This is a genomic window from Lentzea nigeriaca, from assembly GCF_016907955.1.
Classification (GTDB): domain Bacteria; phylum Actinomycetota; class Actinomycetes; order Mycobacteriales; family Pseudonocardiaceae; genus Lentzea; species Lentzea nigeriaca.
Genome location: NZ_JAFBCX010000001.1, coordinates 817,810 through 832,899 on the forward strand (window position 1 = coordinate 817,810; position 15,090 = coordinate 832,899).

The 15,090-nt window shown below is 68.3% G+C and carries 16 protein-coding genes and 1 riboswitch; of the genes, 10 read left to right on the forward strand and 6 right to left on the reverse strand.

Annotation, left to right across the window (positions count from 1 at the left end; translation table 11 throughout):
- The first annotated feature begins 279 nt into the window (after positions 1-279).
- From JOD27_RS02935 to idi, 3 genes are all read left to right on the forward strand, one after another.
- Entirely contained in the window at positions 280-2,820 is a 2,541-nt protein-coding gene (locus JOD27_RS02935; protein WP_204760505.1) for a glycoside hydrolase family 97 N-terminal domain-containing protein, read from the forward strand.
- A gap of 145 nt (positions 2,821-2,965) precedes the next feature.
- On the forward strand, positions 2,966-4,069 hold the full coding sequence (locus tag JOD27_RS02940) for an endo-1,4-beta-xylanase (protein ID WP_204760506.1): 1,104 nt from the start codon (positions 2,966-2,968) through the stop codon (positions 4,067-4,069).
- A 54-nt stretch (positions 4,070-4,123) separates the two neighbouring features.
- The gene (idi, locus tag JOD27_RS02945; RefSeq protein ID WP_307829931.1) at positions 4,124-4,711 is read left to right on the forward strand and encodes an isopentenyl-diphosphate Delta-isomerase; all 588 of its coding nucleotides are present in this window, start codon (positions 4,124-4,126) and stop codon (positions 4,709-4,711) included.
- Here idi and JOD27_RS02950 read toward each other — a convergent pair.
- The gene (locus tag JOD27_RS02950) at positions 4,697-5,740 is read right to left on the reverse strand and encodes a ribonucleotide-diphosphate reductase subunit beta (RefSeq protein WP_204760508.1); all 1,044 of its coding nucleotides are present in this window, start codon (positions 5,738-5,740) and stop codon (positions 4,697-4,699) included. The genes idi and JOD27_RS02950 overlap by 15 nt on opposite strands.
- The gene (locus tag JOD27_RS02955) at positions 5,740-8,082 is read right to left on the reverse strand and encodes a ribonucleoside-diphosphate reductase subunit alpha (protein ID WP_372441662.1); all 2,343 of its coding nucleotides are present in this window, start codon (positions 8,080-8,082) and stop codon (positions 5,740-5,742) included. The genes JOD27_RS02950 and JOD27_RS02955 overlap by 1 nt, the downstream gene beginning before the upstream one ends.
- 107 nt (positions 8,083-8,189) lie before the next feature.
- Positions 8,190-8,400: riboswitch (cobalamin riboswitch) on the reverse strand.
- Between the two features lie 64 nt (positions 8,401-8,464).
- Between JOD27_RS02955 and JOD27_RS02960 the strand changes: the two genes are divergently transcribed.
- Positions 8,465-8,632 carry a hypothetical protein gene (locus JOD27_RS02960; RefSeq protein ID WP_204760509.1) on the forward strand — a complete coding sequence of 56 codons (168 nt, stop codon included), beginning with the start codon at positions 8,465-8,467 and terminating at the stop codon, positions 8,630-8,632.
- Here the strand turns inward: JOD27_RS02960 and JOD27_RS02965 are convergent.
- Positions 8,598-9,200, reverse strand: coding sequence for a LysE/ArgO family amino acid transporter (locus JOD27_RS02965; protein ID WP_204760510.1), 603 nt, complete (start codon positions 9,198-9,200; stop codon positions 8,598-8,600). The genes JOD27_RS02960 and JOD27_RS02965 overlap by 35 nt on opposite strands.
- A gap of 46 nt (positions 9,201-9,246) precedes the next feature.
- On the opposite strand from JOD27_RS02965, the gene JOD27_RS02970 reads away from it, so the two are divergent.
- From JOD27_RS02970 to JOD27_RS02995, 6 genes are all read left to right on the forward strand, one after another.
- Positions 9,247-10,104, forward strand: a complete 858-nt coding sequence (locus JOD27_RS02970; RefSeq protein WP_204761144.1) for a LysR family transcriptional regulator ArgP — start codon at positions 9,247-9,249, stop codon at positions 10,102-10,104.
- 314 nt (positions 10,105-10,418) lie between these two features.
- Complete coding sequence (locus tag JOD27_RS02975; RefSeq protein ID WP_307829845.1) at positions 10,419-11,126, forward strand: DUF998 domain-containing protein; 708 nt, start codon at positions 10,419-10,421, stop codon at positions 11,124-11,126.
- Positions 11,051-11,461, forward strand: a complete 411-nt coding sequence (locus JOD27_RS02980; RefSeq protein WP_204760511.1) for a type III secretion system chaperone family protein — start codon at positions 11,051-11,053, stop codon at positions 11,459-11,461. The genes JOD27_RS02975 and JOD27_RS02980 overlap by 76 nt, the downstream gene beginning before the upstream one ends.
- Positions 11,461-12,027, forward strand: a complete 567-nt coding sequence (locus JOD27_RS02985) for a TIGR03086 family metal-binding protein (RefSeq protein WP_204760512.1) — start codon at positions 11,461-11,463, stop codon at positions 12,025-12,027. Before JOD27_RS02980 ends, JOD27_RS02985 begins: the two co-directional genes overlap by 1 nt.
- An 11-nt stretch (positions 12,028-12,038) precedes the next feature.
- On the forward strand, positions 12,039-12,377 hold the full coding sequence (locus JOD27_RS02990; protein ID WP_204760513.1) for a condensation domain-containing protein: 339 nt from the start codon (positions 12,039-12,041) through the stop codon (positions 12,375-12,377).
- 77 nt (positions 12,378-12,454) lie between these two features.
- Positions 12,455-13,243, forward strand: a complete 789-nt coding sequence (locus JOD27_RS02995; RefSeq protein WP_204760514.1) for a hypothetical protein — start codon at positions 12,455-12,457, stop codon at positions 13,241-13,243.
- On the opposite strand, the gene JOD27_RS03000 is transcribed toward JOD27_RS02995, so the two are convergent.
- From JOD27_RS03000 to JOD27_RS44480, 3 genes are read right to left on the reverse strand one after another with little or no spacing between them, the layout of a single operon-like run.
- Positions 13,215-13,949 (reverse strand): class I SAM-dependent methyltransferase, encoded by a 735-nt coding sequence (locus JOD27_RS03000; protein WP_204760515.1) that lies wholly within the window; start codon positions 13,947-13,949, stop codon positions 13,215-13,217. The two genes, JOD27_RS02995 and JOD27_RS03000, sit on opposite strands and share 29 nt — an antisense overlap.
- The gene (locus tag JOD27_RS03005) at positions 13,942-14,622 is read right to left on the reverse strand and encodes a DUF3800 domain-containing protein (protein ID WP_204760516.1); all 681 of its coding nucleotides are present in this window, start codon (positions 14,620-14,622) and stop codon (positions 13,942-13,944) included. Before JOD27_RS03005 ends, JOD27_RS03000 begins: the two co-directional genes overlap by 8 nt.
- Positions 14,622-14,987: a hypothetical protein gene (locus JOD27_RS44480; protein ID WP_239566299.1), complete on the reverse strand. Its 366-nt coding sequence runs from the start codon at positions 14,985-14,987 to the stop codon at positions 14,622-14,624. Before JOD27_RS44480 ends, JOD27_RS03005 begins: the two co-directional genes overlap by 1 nt.
- Positions 14,988-15,090 lie beyond the last annotated feature (103 nt).

Consider the following 15,090-nt stretch of genomic DNA (forward strand, 5'->3'; position numbering starts at 1 on the left):
TAACCTTTGGTATGGGCGGGTCGTCCGCGTGTCGCGCGGCGTGTCGGCGATGTGATCGTGAGTTGGCGGTAGGTGGCGTGATCAGCAAACGTTTGCCTCGGCTCGCAACTACAACCAACTCAAGATCGCGGACCACACAACTAAGCCGCGACGGCCTACTAGTCATCTGAGTTGTCACGGTTGTTACATCCCTTGACTCGGGTGAAACGCCCGGCATAGCGTCCGGGTCAAGGGATGTCTTCCGGTGACCGCCGCCCCGGATCACGAAGGGGAGTATCCGTGGCGGTGCGAGTGTTGGCGCTGGTCGCCCTCATCGCTGGGCTGGTCGTTGTGCCTCCCGCGCAGGCCGGTTCCAGCGGTCCGCAGGCGGTCGTCAGCGCTTCTGGCGGAACCGTCACCCTGGCGGTGACCTTCGGCGGCAAGACGGTCGTGCAGCCATCGCCGGTCGGCATCATGACCGAGCGCGCCGACCTGTCATCAGGCTTGACGCCCGCGGGCAAGTCGAGGCGGGCCATCTTCGAGCGCTACCGCACGACGTCGGGCAAGAAGCTCGACCGGACCGTGCGCGCCACCGAGACGACCTACCGGTTCACGTCCGGGGCCGACGAGCTGCACCTCGTGGTGCGCGAATCCGCCGACGGTGTCGCGTATCGCTACGAGCTGCCGCAGGACACCGGCGCGGTCACGGGTGAGGCCTCGGCGTTCGTGCTGCCCGCGGACTCGACGGCGTGGCTCGCGAAGTTCCGCCGTGACTACGAGAACCCGTTCCTGCGCTACACCACCGGGACCGCCGAGCAGGCCGAGTACATGCATCCCGCGCTGTTCGAGGTCGGCGGCACGTACGCGCTGATCACCGAGTCCGATGTGGACGGCCGCTACTCCGGTGGCCACCTCGTGCACACCGGCGGCGGCAGGTTCGGGCTGAAGCTGTGGGACGAGAAGGTCGCGGTGGCCGGCGCGCTGAAGACGCCGTGGCGCACCATGATCGTGGGCTCGCTGGCCACCGTCACCGAGTCGACGCTCGTGGACGACCTCGCCCCGGCGTCACGGGTGCGGGACACGTCGTGGATCAAGCCCGGTCCGGCGATCTGGTCGTGGCTCGCGGGAGGCCGGACGGTGCAACAGGATCTCGCCAGGCAGAAGGAGTTCGTCGACTACGCGGCCGCGCGCGGCTGGCCGTACGTCGTGGTCGACGCCGGCTGGTACGACGACCCGAACTGGCGGCAGACCAGCTTCCTCCCCGAACTTGTGAGCTACGCCAAGGCGCGCAGGGTCGGCATCCACACGTGGGTGCGGTTCAGCAGCGTCGACACGCCGGAGAAACGCGCGGACTACCTGCCGTGGCTGCGGAAATGGGGCGTGCAGGGCCTGAAGATCGACTTCATGGACTCCGACGGCCAGGAGCGGTACCGCTGGTACGACGAGATCCTGCCGGAGACCGCCCGGATGCACTTCCTGATCAACTTCCACGGTGCCACGCTGCCGCACGGCATCCACCGCACCTGGCCGCACGTCATGACGACCGAGGCGGTGCACGGCGCCGAGAAGTCCAGCGGTGTCACCACCGCGCACCTCACCGCGTTGCCGTTCACCCGCAACGTGGTGGGAGGCATGGACTTCACGCCGGGTGGCTTCCACCGCACCCGCGCCAACACCGACGCCGGTGAGCTCGCGCTGTCGGTGCTGTACGAGTCGGGGATCCAGAATCTCGCCGGACGGCCGGACGCCTACGACGCACGCCCGTTGGCGCGCTGGTTCCTCGAGCAGACGCCGACGGCGTGGGACGAGACGCGGCTGCTTTCCGGTCGCCCAGGAGAAAGCGCGGTGATGGCACGGCGCAGCGACGACCGGTGGTTCGTCGGCGGCGCGATCGCGGGGGAGGCCCGCGTCCTGGACCTGCCCGCGCCCGGCGAGGGCCGTTGGCTGGTCGAGGTCGTGCGCGACGGTGCCGCCGGTCTGGTCAAGGAAACCCATGTCACCGCGGAGAAACTGACCATCCCGGTGGCGAAGGACGGCGGGTTCGCCGCGCTGGTGTGCCACCCGGTCCGCGACACCTGCGCGCGGCCCACGTACGGCCTCCCGGCCACGACCGTTGCCGTCACGCCCGATCAGGTGTCGGTGCAGCCGGGGCAGGCTTTCGAGCTGAGCGGCACGTTCACCAACACGTCGGCCCAGCCGCTGTACGACGTGACGTTCGCGCCGCGGGTGCCCTCGGGCTGGAGCGCCTCCGCCGCGGTGCGTGCGTTCCGGGTGGCGCCGGGGGAGTCGCTGGCCGGCAGGTGGACGGTGACGGTCGGCGCCGGTCCCGTGGCCGGGCTGACCGACGTGCCCGCTGTCGCGCGGTTCCGGCCCCACCGGTTCGGATCCGGTGTCGAGGCGGAGAAGGCGACGCGTGCTCACGTGTGGAAGCCGTTGCCCGCGGGGCAGTCTTATGTGCCGGGCAACGACCGTTCCGTCGAAGGCAGGACCTTGACGACCGGCGGTGTGCGGTTCGGCAGGGGCATCGGCACGACGCCCGGCGACAAGGTCGTCGAACTGGGGGCCTGCACGAGGTTCGACGCCACGGTCGGCGTGGACGACGAGGTCGACGGCCGCGTGGACCGCGCCGCGGGCGTCGGCGGATCTGTCGCCTTCGTCGTCATCGGTGACGGACGGGTGCTCTACGAGAGCCCGCTGCGCAGGTCCGTCGACCCGGCGTTGCCGATCAGCGTGGACGTGGGCGGTGTGCGGTCGTTGACGTTGCGCGTGACCGACGGTGGTGACGGCACCAGCCTCGACAACGCGGTGTGGGGTGACGCGAGGCTGACTTGCGGGCGGTGAGTCATCGACTCATTCGACGGCGTCTTCGATTCATCGACGCGGTTTTCGACGCTGTACCAACGGTTTCCGGCGCTTGACGCTGCCGAGAAGAGCGCCATAAGGTGCCGAGGGTTCTCGGTTCCAGCCGTCGCGAAAACGAGGTCTGATGAAGCCGGCTCGTCTGATCATGACGTTGTTCACCGCCGTGACGTTGTCGGTGCCGCTGGCTTCGACGGCCTCGGCCGCACCCGAGACGGGCGGCCACCACGACACCTTGCGCTGGGCGGCGCCCAGGGGCTTCCACATCGGCAGCGCGGTCGCCGGCGGCGGTCACCACGAGACCCAGCCCTACCCGGACCCGTTCACCTCCGACCGGCCGTACCGCCAGGTGCTGGGCGCCGAGTTCAGCTCGGTGTCGCCGGAGAACCAGATGAAGTGGGAGTACATCCACCCCGAGCGCGACCGGTACAACTTCGGCATGGCGGACGCCATCGTGCGGTTCGCCAAGCAGAACCGGCAGGTCGTCCGCGGCCACACCCTTTTGTGGCACAGCCAGAACCCGGAGTGGCTCGAGAAGGGCGAGTTCACCAAGGACGAGCTGCGCGCGATCCTGCGCGAGCACATCAGGACGGTGGTCGGGCGGTACGCGGGCCGGATCCAGCAGTGGGACGTGGCCAACGAGATCTTCACCGACTCGGGCGCGCTGCGGACCACCGACAACGTCTGGATCCGCGAGCTCGGTCCCGGCATCATCGCGGACGCGTTCCGGTGGGCGCACCAGGCCGACCCCAGGGCGAAGCTGTTCTTCAACGACTACAACGTCGAAAGCGTCAACGCGAAGAGCGACGCCTACTACGCGCTGATCAAGGACCTGCGCGCGGCCGGCGTGCCCGTGCACGGCTTCTCCGTCCAAGGGCACCTCAGCCTGGACTACGGCTTCCCCGGCGACCTGGAGAGCAACCTGAAGCGGTTCGCCGGTCTCGGCCTGCAGACCGCGATCACCGAGGTCGACGTGCGGATGACCCTGCAGGCGGGCGGCGTGCCGACCGAGGCCCAGCTGCGCCAGCAGGCCGACTACTACCAGCGCATGCTCACCGCGTGCCTGAACGTCAGCACCTGCTGCTCGTTCACCATCTGGGGCTTCGTCGACAAGTACTCGTGGGTGCCGGTCTTCTTCCAGGGGCAGGGCGCGGCCACGGTGATGTGGAACGACTTCACCCACAAACCCGCGTACGACGCCTTGCGGTCCACCCTGGCCGGACGCAGGTGACCGGTCCCGGCTTCCCGATTCGGCCGGATGTGTGATTACGTTGAGCCTGTGACTGTGGAACAGGTGGTCCTCCTGGCCGAGGACGGTTCGGCCATCGGGGTCGAGGACAAGGCCGTCGTGCACCACGCGGACACCCCGCTGCACCTGGCGTTTTCCAGCTACGTCTTCGACTCGGCGGGCCGCATCGTCCTCACCCGGCGCGCGCTGCACAAGAAGACGTTCCCCGGCGTGTGGACGAACACCTGCTGCGGTCACCCGCTGCCGGACGAGGACATGGCCCAGGCGGTGCTGCGGCGCCTGCGGGACGAGCTCGGCCTGAAGTGCTCCGAGCCGGAACTGCTGCTGCCGCGCTTCCGCTACCGCGCCGAGATGGACGGGGTCGTCGAGAACGAGATGTGCCCGGTGTTCCGGGTGCTCTCCGACGACGAGCCCGTCCCGAACCCGGACGAGGTCGACTCGGCCGAGCGCGTGCCGTGGGCGGAGTTCGCCCAGTCCGTGCTGGACGGCACGCGTGAGATCTCGCCGTGGGCGAAGCTGCAGGTCGCCGAGCTGGTGAAGCTCGGGCCCGATCCGCTGGCATGGCCTGTCGCGGACCGGGCCGGGCTGCCCAGCGCCGTCAGGCTGGGCTCACCACTCCAGTGAGCCACCGTTCTGGTACTCGATGACACGGGTCTCGAAGAAGTTCTTCTCCTTCTTCAGATCCATCATCTCCGACATCCACGGGAACGGGTTCTCGGTCTGTTCCCACACCGGCTCCAGGCCGAGCTGTGCGCAGCGGCGGTTCGTGATGAACCGCATGTACTGCTCGCACAGCTCGGCGTTGAGCCCGAGGATGCCGTTCGGCATGGTGTCGCGGCCGTAGGCGATCTCCAGCTCGCAGCCCTCGGCGAGCATCGTGCGCACCTCCTTCTGGAACACGTCGTTCCACAGGTGCGGGTTCTCGATCTTGATCTGGTTGACGGCGTCGATGCCGAAGTTCAGGTGGATCGACTCGTCGCGCAGGATGTACTGGTACTGCTCGGCGATGCCGACCATCTTGTTGCGGCGGCCCAAGGACAGGATCTGCGCGAAGCCGGTGTAGAACCACATGCCCTCGAAGACCACGTAGAACGCCACGAGGTCCTTGAGGAACGCCTGGTCGCGGTCCGGCGTGCCGGTCCGGAACTCCGGGTCCTCCAGGTGCTGGGTGTACTGCAACGCCCAGGCGGCCTTGTCCGTGATGGACGGGATCTCCCGGTACATGTTGAACAGCTCGCCCTCGTCGAGGCCGAGTGACTCGCAGATGTACTGGAAGGTGTGCGTGTGCACGGCTTCCTCGAAGGCCTGGCGCAGCAGGTATTGCCGGCACTCGGGGTTGGTCAGGTGCCGGTACACCGCGAGCACGATGTTGTTGGCCACCAACGATTCACTCGTGGCGAAGAAGCCGAGGTTCCGCTTGATCATGCGGCGTTCCTCGTCGGTGAGCCCGTCCGGGGAAGGCGCTGTCTTCCAGAGCATGATGTCGGCCTGCATCGAGACCTCGGTCGGCATCCAGTGGTTGTTGCAGCCGCTGAGGTACTTCTCCCACGCCCAGTGGTACTTGAGCGGCAGCAGCTGGTTGACGTCGGCGCGACAGTTGATCATCGCCTTGTCGTCGACGCTCACACGCGCGGCACCTGCTTCGATGCTCATTACTGGCAAGCCTCACAATCGGGGTCGGTGACGGAGCAGGCGACGGGGGAGACGGCATTGAGCTTGCCGTCGGTGCCCTGCAGCGTGGACTTCTCCACGTGCGTGGCGCTCTGCGTGCGGAGGTAGTAGGTGGTCTTCAGCCCGCGCACCCACGCCAGCTGGTAGAGCTCGTCGAGCTTGCGGCCGCTCGGCGCGGCCAGGTAGAGGTTCAGCGACTGCGCCTGGTCGATCCACTTCTGCCGGCGCGCGCCCGCCTCGATCAGCCACGAGCTGTCGATCTCGAACGCCGTGGCGTACAACGCCTTCAGGTCCGGCGGCACCCTGTCGATCGCGCCGAGGCTGCCGTCGTGCAGCTTCAGGTCCGAGACCATCTGCTCGTCCCACAGCTCGCGCTGCTTCAACGCCCGCACCAGATCGGGGTTGACGACGGTGAAGTCGCCGGACATGTTCGACTTCACGTACACGTTGCGGTACAGCGGCTCGATCGACTGGGTGACGCCGGTGATGTTCGCGATCGTCGCGGTCGGCGCGATGGCCATGACGTTCGAGTTCCTCATGCCCTTGCGGACCTTCTCGCGGATCCTGCGCCAGTCCATCGTGGACTCGCGGTTCTGCTCCAGCTCCCCGGCGTTCCGGTTCCGCGCCAGGATCTCGACGGAGTCGATCGGCAGGATTCCCTGGCTCCACAGCGATCCGTCGAACGATCGGTACGCTCCGCGTTCGGCCGCGAGATCGGCCGACGCCTCGATCGCGTAGTAGCTGATCTCCTCCATGCTCCGGTCCGCGAACTCGACGGCCGCATCGCTCGCCATCGGCGTGCCGAGCGTGAACAGCGCGTCCTGGAAACCCATCAGCCCCAGGCCGACCGGGCGGTGCCGGAGGTTGGAGCTCCGCGCCTCGGGGATCGTGTAGAAGTTCACGTCGATCACGTTGTCGAGCATCCGCACGGCCGTGCGCACGGTCTTCTCCAGCCGTGCGTGGTCGATGCCCTGCTCGGTGACGTGCCGCGCGAGGTTGACGCTGCCGAGGTTGCAGACCGCGACCTCGTCGACCGCGGTGTTCAGGGTGATCTCGGTGCACAGGTTGCTGGAGTGCACGACACCGCTGTGCTGCTGCGGCGACCGAAGATTGCACGGGTCCTTGAACGTGATCCACGGATGACCTGTCTCGAACAGCATGGTCAGCATGCGCCGCCACAGGTCGACGGCCTGGATCCGGCGGAAGACCTTGATCTCGCCGTTGTCGGCCTTCTCCTCGTACGCCCGGTACTTCCGCGCGAAGTCGTCACCGAACGCGTCGTGCAGATCCGGCACCTCGTCGGGCGAGAACAGCGTCCACCGCCCGTTCGCGCGGACGCGGCGCAGGAACTCGTCCGGCACCCAGTTCGCGGTGTTCATGTCGTGGGTGCGGCGGCGCTCGTCGCCGGTGTTCTTGCGCAGGTCGAGGAACTCCTCGACGTCGATGTGCCACGTTTCGAGGTACGCGCAGACGGCGCCCTTCCGTCGGCCACCCTGATTCACTGCTACGGCGGTGTCGTTGGCGACCTTGAGGAACGGCACCACGCCCTGCGACTTGCCGTTGGTGCCCTTGATGTGCGCCCCGATGCCACGCACCGGCGTCCAGTCGTTGCCCAAGCCCCCGGCGAACTTGCTGAGCAGCGCGTTGTTGCTGATGCCATGGAAGATGGCGGCAAGATCATCGTCCACAGTGGTCAGGAAGCACGACGACAGCTGAGGGCGCGTCGTGCCCGAGTTGAACAGCGTCGGTGTCGAGCACATGAAGTCGAACGACGACAGCAGCTCGTAGAACTCGATCGCGCGGGCGTCGCGGTCGTCCTCCTCCAGCGCGAGGCCCATGGCGACGCGCAGGAAGAACGCCTGCGGCAGCTCGTAGCGGCGGCCGTCGTGGTGCAGGAAATAGCGGTCGTACAACGTCTGCAGGCCCAGGAACTGGAAGTTCAGGTCGCGGTCGGGCCGCAGCGCGGCGCCGAGCCTGGCCAGGTCGTAGCCGGCGAGGCGCGGGTCGAGCTGACCGAGCTCGATGCCGTGCCGGACGAACGACGCGAAGTACGACGGGTAGCGCTCGGTCATCTCGGCGTGCGACAGGGGCACACCGCAGGCCTCGGCGCGCAGCTTGTCCAGCAGCAACCGGGCGCTGACGTACGAGTAGTCCGGGTCGTGCTCGACCATCGTGCGGGCGGCCATGATCGGCGCCAGGGCGAGCTCGGCGTCGGTGATGCCGGCGTACAGATTTCGCTTGGTCTCGGCCAGCACCGCCTCGGCCGACGCGTCGGGCAGGTCGGCACACGCTTCGTTGATGACCACTGACAGGCGGTCGGGCACGCTCTCTCCTCGCGAGCTGGCCCGAGGAAAACGCATGCGCACGCCAGCGAGGACACCACTGGTGCACACAGCCGCCCTCCCTCGGGGCACCGTGTCGTGCGCGCAGGCTTGCGCGCACACCGGTGGCAGGTCTTCGGACTCGTGGGCGCCTGACTCGCTCCTACCGGCCGTCGCTTCCCAGGTCTCGAGACCCAGTGCTCAGTTGACGGCTTTCGTTCCCACTCACCGCTGCGGGGCAGTCCTGGACTCGCACCAGGTTCCCTCTTGCCTCACCGGCCCGGTGCTCCGGGCCGGTGAACCACCAGCGCGGCAGATACTACATGTGGTGGTGCGCTCCGGATCACCACACAACATGGGCGTGTCGTCGTCTAGGGTGATCTGCGTGGGTGATCTTCGGCCGCGCGTCGTCGCGGGTGCTTTCGTCAGTGCGGGACTGGCCGCGGCCTCGCTCGGCGTGGGCGCCTCGGCACCCCTGACGTGTGGTGTGCTGGCCGTGTCGGCGGTGCTCGTGATGATCACCACCCGGCGATCAGGCTCACCCCGAGACTGATCATCACGGCCGCGATCACGCCGTCCAGCACCCGCCACGCGCGGGGCTTCGCGAACAGCGGGCTGAGCAACCGCGCCCCGAACCCGAGCGCGACGAACCACGTGACGCTCGCCGTCACCGCGCCGACGCCGAAGAGCCACCGGCCGGCCGCGATCGAGCCGAGCAGCAGCAGCGTGTCCAGGTAGACGTGCGGGTTGAGCCACGTGAGCGCGAGCGCGGTGAGCACGGGCCTGCCGGTCCTCGCGTCCTGGGCGTCCATCGAGGACGGGTGAAATGCCCGCCGCGCGGCCAGGAACCCGTACCCCAGCAGGAAAATCCCGCCCACGATCGCGGCGACCGTGATCGCCTGGGGCCACCTGCGGACGATCGCCCCGAACCCGGCGACGCCGACCGTGACGAGGATGGCGTCCGAGATGGCGCACACGGCGACGACCTTGGCGACCGCGTGTCGTCGAAGTCCCTGGCGCAGCACGAAAGTGTTCTGCGCGCCGATCGCGACGATCAGGGTCATCATGGTGCCGAAGCCGAGCAGCAGGTCAGTCACGTCCACGACGGTAGTGACACCCATCCTGATGAGACCAGCTAAAGGTTCTTACGTACCATTAGCGCTCGTGATGGACCTCGACCTGGTGCGCACGCTGCTCGCGGTGGTCGACGCGGGCACGTTCGACGCCGCCGCCGCAACGTTGCACGTCACGCCTTCCGCTGTGTCGCAACGGATCAAGGCCCTGGAGCAGCGGACCGGCCGCGTGCTGCTGGTGCGCGCCCGCCCGGTGCGGCTGACGCCGTCCGGGGAGGTGCTGGTCCGCTACGGTCGGCAACTGCTCGCTCTGGACCAGGACCTGGACGCGGCCCTCGGCTCGGACGCCGTGGCGCGCGTGCCGATCGCGGTCAACGCGGACTCCCTGGCCACGTGGTTCCTTCCCGCGCTGCAACGGGTTCCGCCGTCGTTGCGGATCTCGTTCGACCTGCACCGCGAGGACCAGGACCACACGACGGCCCTGTTGCGGCAGGGACTCGTGATGGCGGCCGTGACATCTTCCCGCGAGCCGGTCGCGGGCTGCTCGGTGCGGAAGCTGGGCAGCATCCACTACGCCGCGATGGCAACACAGTCCTTTGTGGACAGGTTCGCCGCCGGCCCGGTGAAGTCGTGGCTGCCGGACGCGCCGGTCGTGGTGTTCGACCGCAACGACGACCTGCAGGACCGGTTCGTCCGCACGCTCACCCGCGGCCGCGGCGCCTCGCAGCACCGCCACTACGTGCCCTCGTCCGAGGTGTACGTGCGAGCGATCGTGGCGGGCCTCGGCTGGGGCATGGTGCCGCCGCAGCAGCTCCAGGAGGGCCTGGTCGACCTGGCGCCCGGCAGGACCATCTCGGTGCCGCTGTACTGGCAGCAGTGGAAGCTCGACTCACCGGCGCTGAACGCGGTGGCCCGCGCGGTGGAGGAGGAAGCCGCGGTGGCACTGCGATAGTGGTGTGGCCCGGAATGTCGCCGGGCGAATTCGCGGTCTGCCGGGTGCGTCGTGGTGCCGCCCCCGCGTCCTCATACCGGAGTCGTATGGGCAATGCCAGGGCAGGCTCGCGATGAACGAGGACACAACTCGCCCCGGCACCCTTGAGTTCCTGGCATTGGTCGTATGGGGGCGCGGGGCGGTGCCGCTAGGCGCCCTGCTGAGCGTGCCGACATTCCGGGTCGCACCACAAGAACCTGTCGGAATCCTGGGATCTGCCTGTCGGCTTCCTGAATCCGGGAACCGTGCAGGTCGGGCCCGGCGTTGGGCGATATGTGCTGATTCCTCGACTCGCCGCCGCCGGCGGTTGCTTCGCCGTCGTCGTGACGGTCGCCATGGTCGGTCTGCTCGACCTGACCGTGGGCCCGCTGCACCGCACGATCAGCGAGTACGCGCTGGGCGACTACCGGCCCGTCTTCGACGTCGCCGTGCTGCTGCTGGCCGCCGGTTCCATCGCGATCCTCGCCTCGCTCGTCCACAAGGGGCTGGCGAGGTGGCGGTCGGGCGGGTCGATCGCGCTGATCCTGTGGTCGGTGGGCCTGTCGCTGGTGGTGGCGTTCCCCAAGACGAACTGGGCGATGGGCACGAACCAGCTCAGCGGCAGCATTCACCGGTTCGGGAGCATGATCGCGTTCGTCAGCCTGCCGGTCGCCGTGATCCTGCTGGCGCGGCCGTGGTTGAAGGACCGCGTGTGGGGCCGGCACGCGAAGTTCACCCTGGGGTCCGGTGTGGCCAGCATTGTCGCATTCATGCCGATTCTCTACGCCATTGTGCTGGGCGCGGCTTCGGACGTTCGATGGTGGCGCGTGTTCCCGTTGGGCTACATCGAGAGGATCTTGCTCATCGCCGAGGTAGGCGCTGTGCTTGTCGTCGGGCTGTGGGCGATCGCGGCCAGTAGGGTTGCGCCATGGCGAGTTGGGGAGACCTCGCGGACTATGTCCGCGCCGAGTACGACGTCATCCACGACGAGGACGAGGAGCTGAGGATCCTCATCACCTTCGGTGATGAGGAAGAAGGCGACGACGACCGCACCCAGGTTGTGATCATCGTCCGGGAAGTGCTCGACAAGATGCACGAATGGGTGCAGATCGCCTCCCCGTGCGGCCTCGCGAAGGACGTTGACCTGCGCGAGGTGCTGGAGGAGGTCGGCAGGTCCACGGTGGCGTGCGGCCTCGCGATCATGGGGGAGCACGTCGTGGTGCGGCACTCGTTGCCGTTGTCGCACCTCGACATCCACGAGTTCACCGACCCGCTCCAGCTCCTCGCCGGCACGGCGGACATGCTCGAGGAACAGTTCTGGGGAGGAGACGGGTACTGATGTTCGACTTGTCACCCGCGACGGACCGGCTCGCGGGGTTGGTGCGCGACGTGACGGACGGCGACCTCGCGGCGCCGACCCCGTGTCCCGACTACACGGTCGGCGACCTGCTCGACCACATCAACGGCCTGTCGGTGGCGTTCACCATGGCCGCGCTGAAGACCCCGCTGACCGGCGCGGGCTCCGGCGACGCGTCGCGGCTGCCGTCCGACTTCCGTGAGTCGGTGCCGCAACGGCTGGCCGAGCTCGCGAAGGCCTGGCAGGCGCCGCAGGCGTGGGAGGGCATGACCGCGGCGGGCGGCGTCGACCTGCCCGGCGAGGTCGCGGGCGCGGTGGCGCTGGACGAGATCGTGCTGCACGGCTGGGATCTCGCCCGCGCGACCGGGCGGCCGTTCGACGTCGAGGAGGACCTGCTCCAGGTCGTCTACGGCTTCGTGTCCTCGGTGCCGGCCGACCAGCGTGACGGCAGCCTTTTCGGGCCCGCGGTGGAGGTTGGCTCGAACGCGCCTCTGCTCGACCGTGTCGTGGGACTCAGTGGGCGGAATCCCGCCTGGGGCCTAGGTTAGGCTCTCCTAACGTGAGAGCTATTACGGTGCAGGTTCGGGCGGGCCTGGGCGTCGGACGCCTGTCCGCCGCGGTGGAGTCCCTCGTGGAACTGCATCCCGAACTGTGTCGTTCCGGCTTCGCGCACGTCGAGGTCGTCGACCCCGCCGCCGCCACGGACGCCGCGCTGGCGCGGGCGGAGGCGGGGCTCGACCTCCAGGCGGGAGTGCTGATGCAGGCCGTGTGGCTCGACGCGGGGCCCGATCGCTCCGGGCGGATGGTGCTGGTGCTGCACGACATCGTGGCCGACCGGATGCCGCGCATCCTGCCGTGGCTCGTGCAGGCGTGGAGGCAGCCGGTGCTGGTCAGCTGACGCCTGTTCTGGGTCAAATAGGTGACAGTTCGTGGAAACGCGTGCCGCACCACTCGGTGGTGCCCCAAGGTGTTCGCGTGCCGGGAGACAACGAGAAGTACCTCGCCGACCAGCTGGACCAGGTCTACCGCACGGTCCATCAGGGCGACGTCGACGGGTTCCTGCTCCAGGTCGGTCACGTGCGCAGCGAGAGCGACTCGCAGACCGCCGACACCCTCATGCGGCTGGCCCTCGACCGCCAGGTGAAGGAGTCCAGGAAGAAGATCCGGATCTGGGCCACCATCGCGATCGTCATGGCGGTCGGCGCCGCGATCACCATCGCGGTCACCGTGCCCAAGATGCTGCTCGGCACCCTCACCGACACCGCGACGACCGTCACCCAGACCATGGTGTCCACGGTGCCGATTCCCGTCGCCACGCCGGGCGCGCCGAACTCCTCGGCGGTTCCACCCGTTCCCGCCCCGGACGGGACGAACTTCACCGTGCTGCACGAGCTGACCGACTTCACCCTGGGGCACAAGGGCTGCGACGACAGCAAGCAGGGCACGCTCGACATCGACGAGCTCGCACCCGACTACCGCAAGGCCACGATCACGAACAGCGACTGCTCGGGTGGGTTCGGGCTCTCCTACGCCGGCAAGTACATCGCTCTCCTGGCCTCGCCCGATCAGCCCACGGCGCAGGAGTGCGAGAAGCAGGCGAAGCGCGGATCGAAGACGGATTGGGAGATCGACACGGTGAAACCCGACTTCGCCTTCTGCGTGGTGTCCGAGGCGGGCAACGTCGCGTGGCTCAGGGTCGTCGACAAGGATCCCAAGGGGGAGCTGAAGCTCAAGATCATTGTGTGGAAGCCGGCCAGGCGCTGACGCCCAGCCCTCCGGCGGTCTGCGCCACGAACACGAACTCGCGCCCCGGCCGGTCCGGCGCGTCCCGCACGTCCACGACCTCGAAACCGCACGCCACCAGGCTTTCGGCGATCTCGTCGCGCGACCGGAACCGCAGCGTCGAGTCCGAGGCGAGCACCGAGCCGTCCGGGAACCGGTAGGTGTGGCGGAACGACACGAACGGCAGGCTCACGTCGAGCAGCTCGCGCCGCTCCTCCACCCCGTCCAGCACCCGATGCGTGGTCTCCGCCCAGCCCTCCCAGGCCCGCGCCTCCGGCCGCCGCGTCTCGAAGACCAGGTGCCCGCCGGGCCGCAACGCACCGCGGATGCCGCGCAACGTCAGTTCCCAGTCGTCGCCGAGGAACACCTGCGCCACGTTGCCGGTCATGGTCGCCAGGTCGACCTGGAGTGGAGGCAACGTCGTCGCGTCGCCGTGAATCCAGGTGACCCGCGAAGATTTGGCCCGTGCGATCTCCAGCGACGCCAACGCGGGATCCACCCCGACCACCGAGCGTCCTGACGCCGCCAGCAGCACCGCCAGACAACCGGTACCGCACCCGATATCGAGCACGCTCGCCGCGCCGACCTCGTCCGCGATGCCCGTGTACAGCGCGAGATCGTCGCGAGGTCCGTCGAAAACGTCGTAGATCCGCGCCAGCCGCGGGTCGCTGAAGATCAGGTCAGGCACGCCACATCCTCGGTCCGACGACGAAAGGTCGCAACAGCCCGATCACCTCGCGGTCGGGCCGTCCGTTCAGTTCTTCCTCCGCGACGCGACGGGCGATCCCGGCCAGGAAGTCGGCCACCTGCACGCGCGCGTCGTGCTGCGAGTCCACCAAAGTCAGGCTTTCCAGCTGCGGCGCCAGCTTCTTGAGCTGCCGGATCCGCCCGTCGGTCAACGACAGCTGCTGGTCGTGCACGATCGACACCGGACCGCTCCCCAGGAACTGCCACTGCGCGACAGCACGAAGGATGGCCGGGAACAACGGATCCAGCGTCCCGCGCGGGCCGCGGGCGCGCAGCAGGTCGTTGTAGTGCTCCAGCGGTCCCGTGACGGCACCGAACTCCGCGCGCACCCGCGACGCGAGGAACCGCCGCTTGTCCACGAGCTGCACACGCGCCTTGCCCACCAGGGGACCGGCAGGCCCGAGGAACCACAGCAGCACCCACCGGTTCTTCGTGCGCAGCAGGTGGTTCGCCTTGTACTCCACCGCGGGCGACTTGATCATCGACCGCAGCGAGGCGACGCAGTCCGCGGCCTCCTCGTGCGACATCCGCACGCCGGCGTGGGCGAAGACCGCCGTGACGCCGCCGACGAGCTTCTCGCCCTCGGAACCGGACTCGTCGCAGGCGATCTCCATCAGGACATCCGGAACACGGGACCACGGGTGCGGAAGGGCGGAAGGGCGCCGGCCGGAACCGGGAACGCGTGCTCGCGCCGGATCCGCAGCACATCGCAACAGCCGTCGGTGATCACCGGAATCGGCCCGGCGGACGGGCAGTCGGACGCGCGTTCGAGCAGGTCGACGCCGGGCTGCAGCACCGTGCCGCCGCGCCCGCGCACCGTCACCCTGCCCGCGATGTCCTCGACGGGCACCGTGAACTTGCGGACGAGCGAGGACTTGCCGATACCCGGTGCTCCCCGGAGGAAGACCGGTCGGACGACGGCGACGTGCGGCAGCACCTCCGGACGCTGTGCTGGTGTCACGGTGACTGTGGATCTCATCGCAGGTGAGGATGCCCGACCGGCCCAGTTCCGGTCGCGCGAATTTGTTGACAGCCGCAGTGGTCTGGTGCTGTGATTCAACGCACATAAGATAGGAAAGCTT

Coding starts and splice junctions, on each gene's coding strand:
- JOD27_RS02980 (WP_204760511.1), top strand. CDS start 11,051: ATGGCGAGTTGGGGAGACCTCGCGGACTATGTCCGCGCCGAGTACGAC.
- JOD27_RS02950 (WP_204760508.1), bottom strand. CDS start 5,740: ATGAGCATCGAAGCAGGTGCCGCGCGTGTGAGCGTCGACGACAAGGCG.
- JOD27_RS02985 (WP_204760512.1), top strand. CDS start 11,461: ATGTTCGACTTGTCACCCGCGACGGACCGGCTCGCGGGGTTGGTGCGC.
- JOD27_RS03005 (WP_204760516.1), bottom strand. CDS start 14,622: ATGGAGATCGCCTGCGACGAGTCCGGTTCCGAGGGCGAGAAGCTCGTC.
- JOD27_RS02940 (WP_204760506.1), top strand. CDS start 2,966: ATGAAGCCGGCTCGTCTGATCATGACGTTGTTCACCGCCGTGACGTTG.
- JOD27_RS02970 (WP_204761144.1), top strand. CDS start 9,247: ATGGACCTCGACCTGGTGCGCACGCTGCTCGCGGTGGTCGACGCGGGC.
- JOD27_RS44480 (WP_239566299.1), bottom strand. CDS start 14,987: ATGAGATCCACAGTCACCGTGACACCAGCACAGCGTCCGGAGGTGCTG.
- JOD27_RS02965 (WP_204760510.1), bottom strand. CDS start 9,200: ATGGGTGTCACTACCGTCGTGGACGTGACTGACCTGCTGCTCGGCTTC.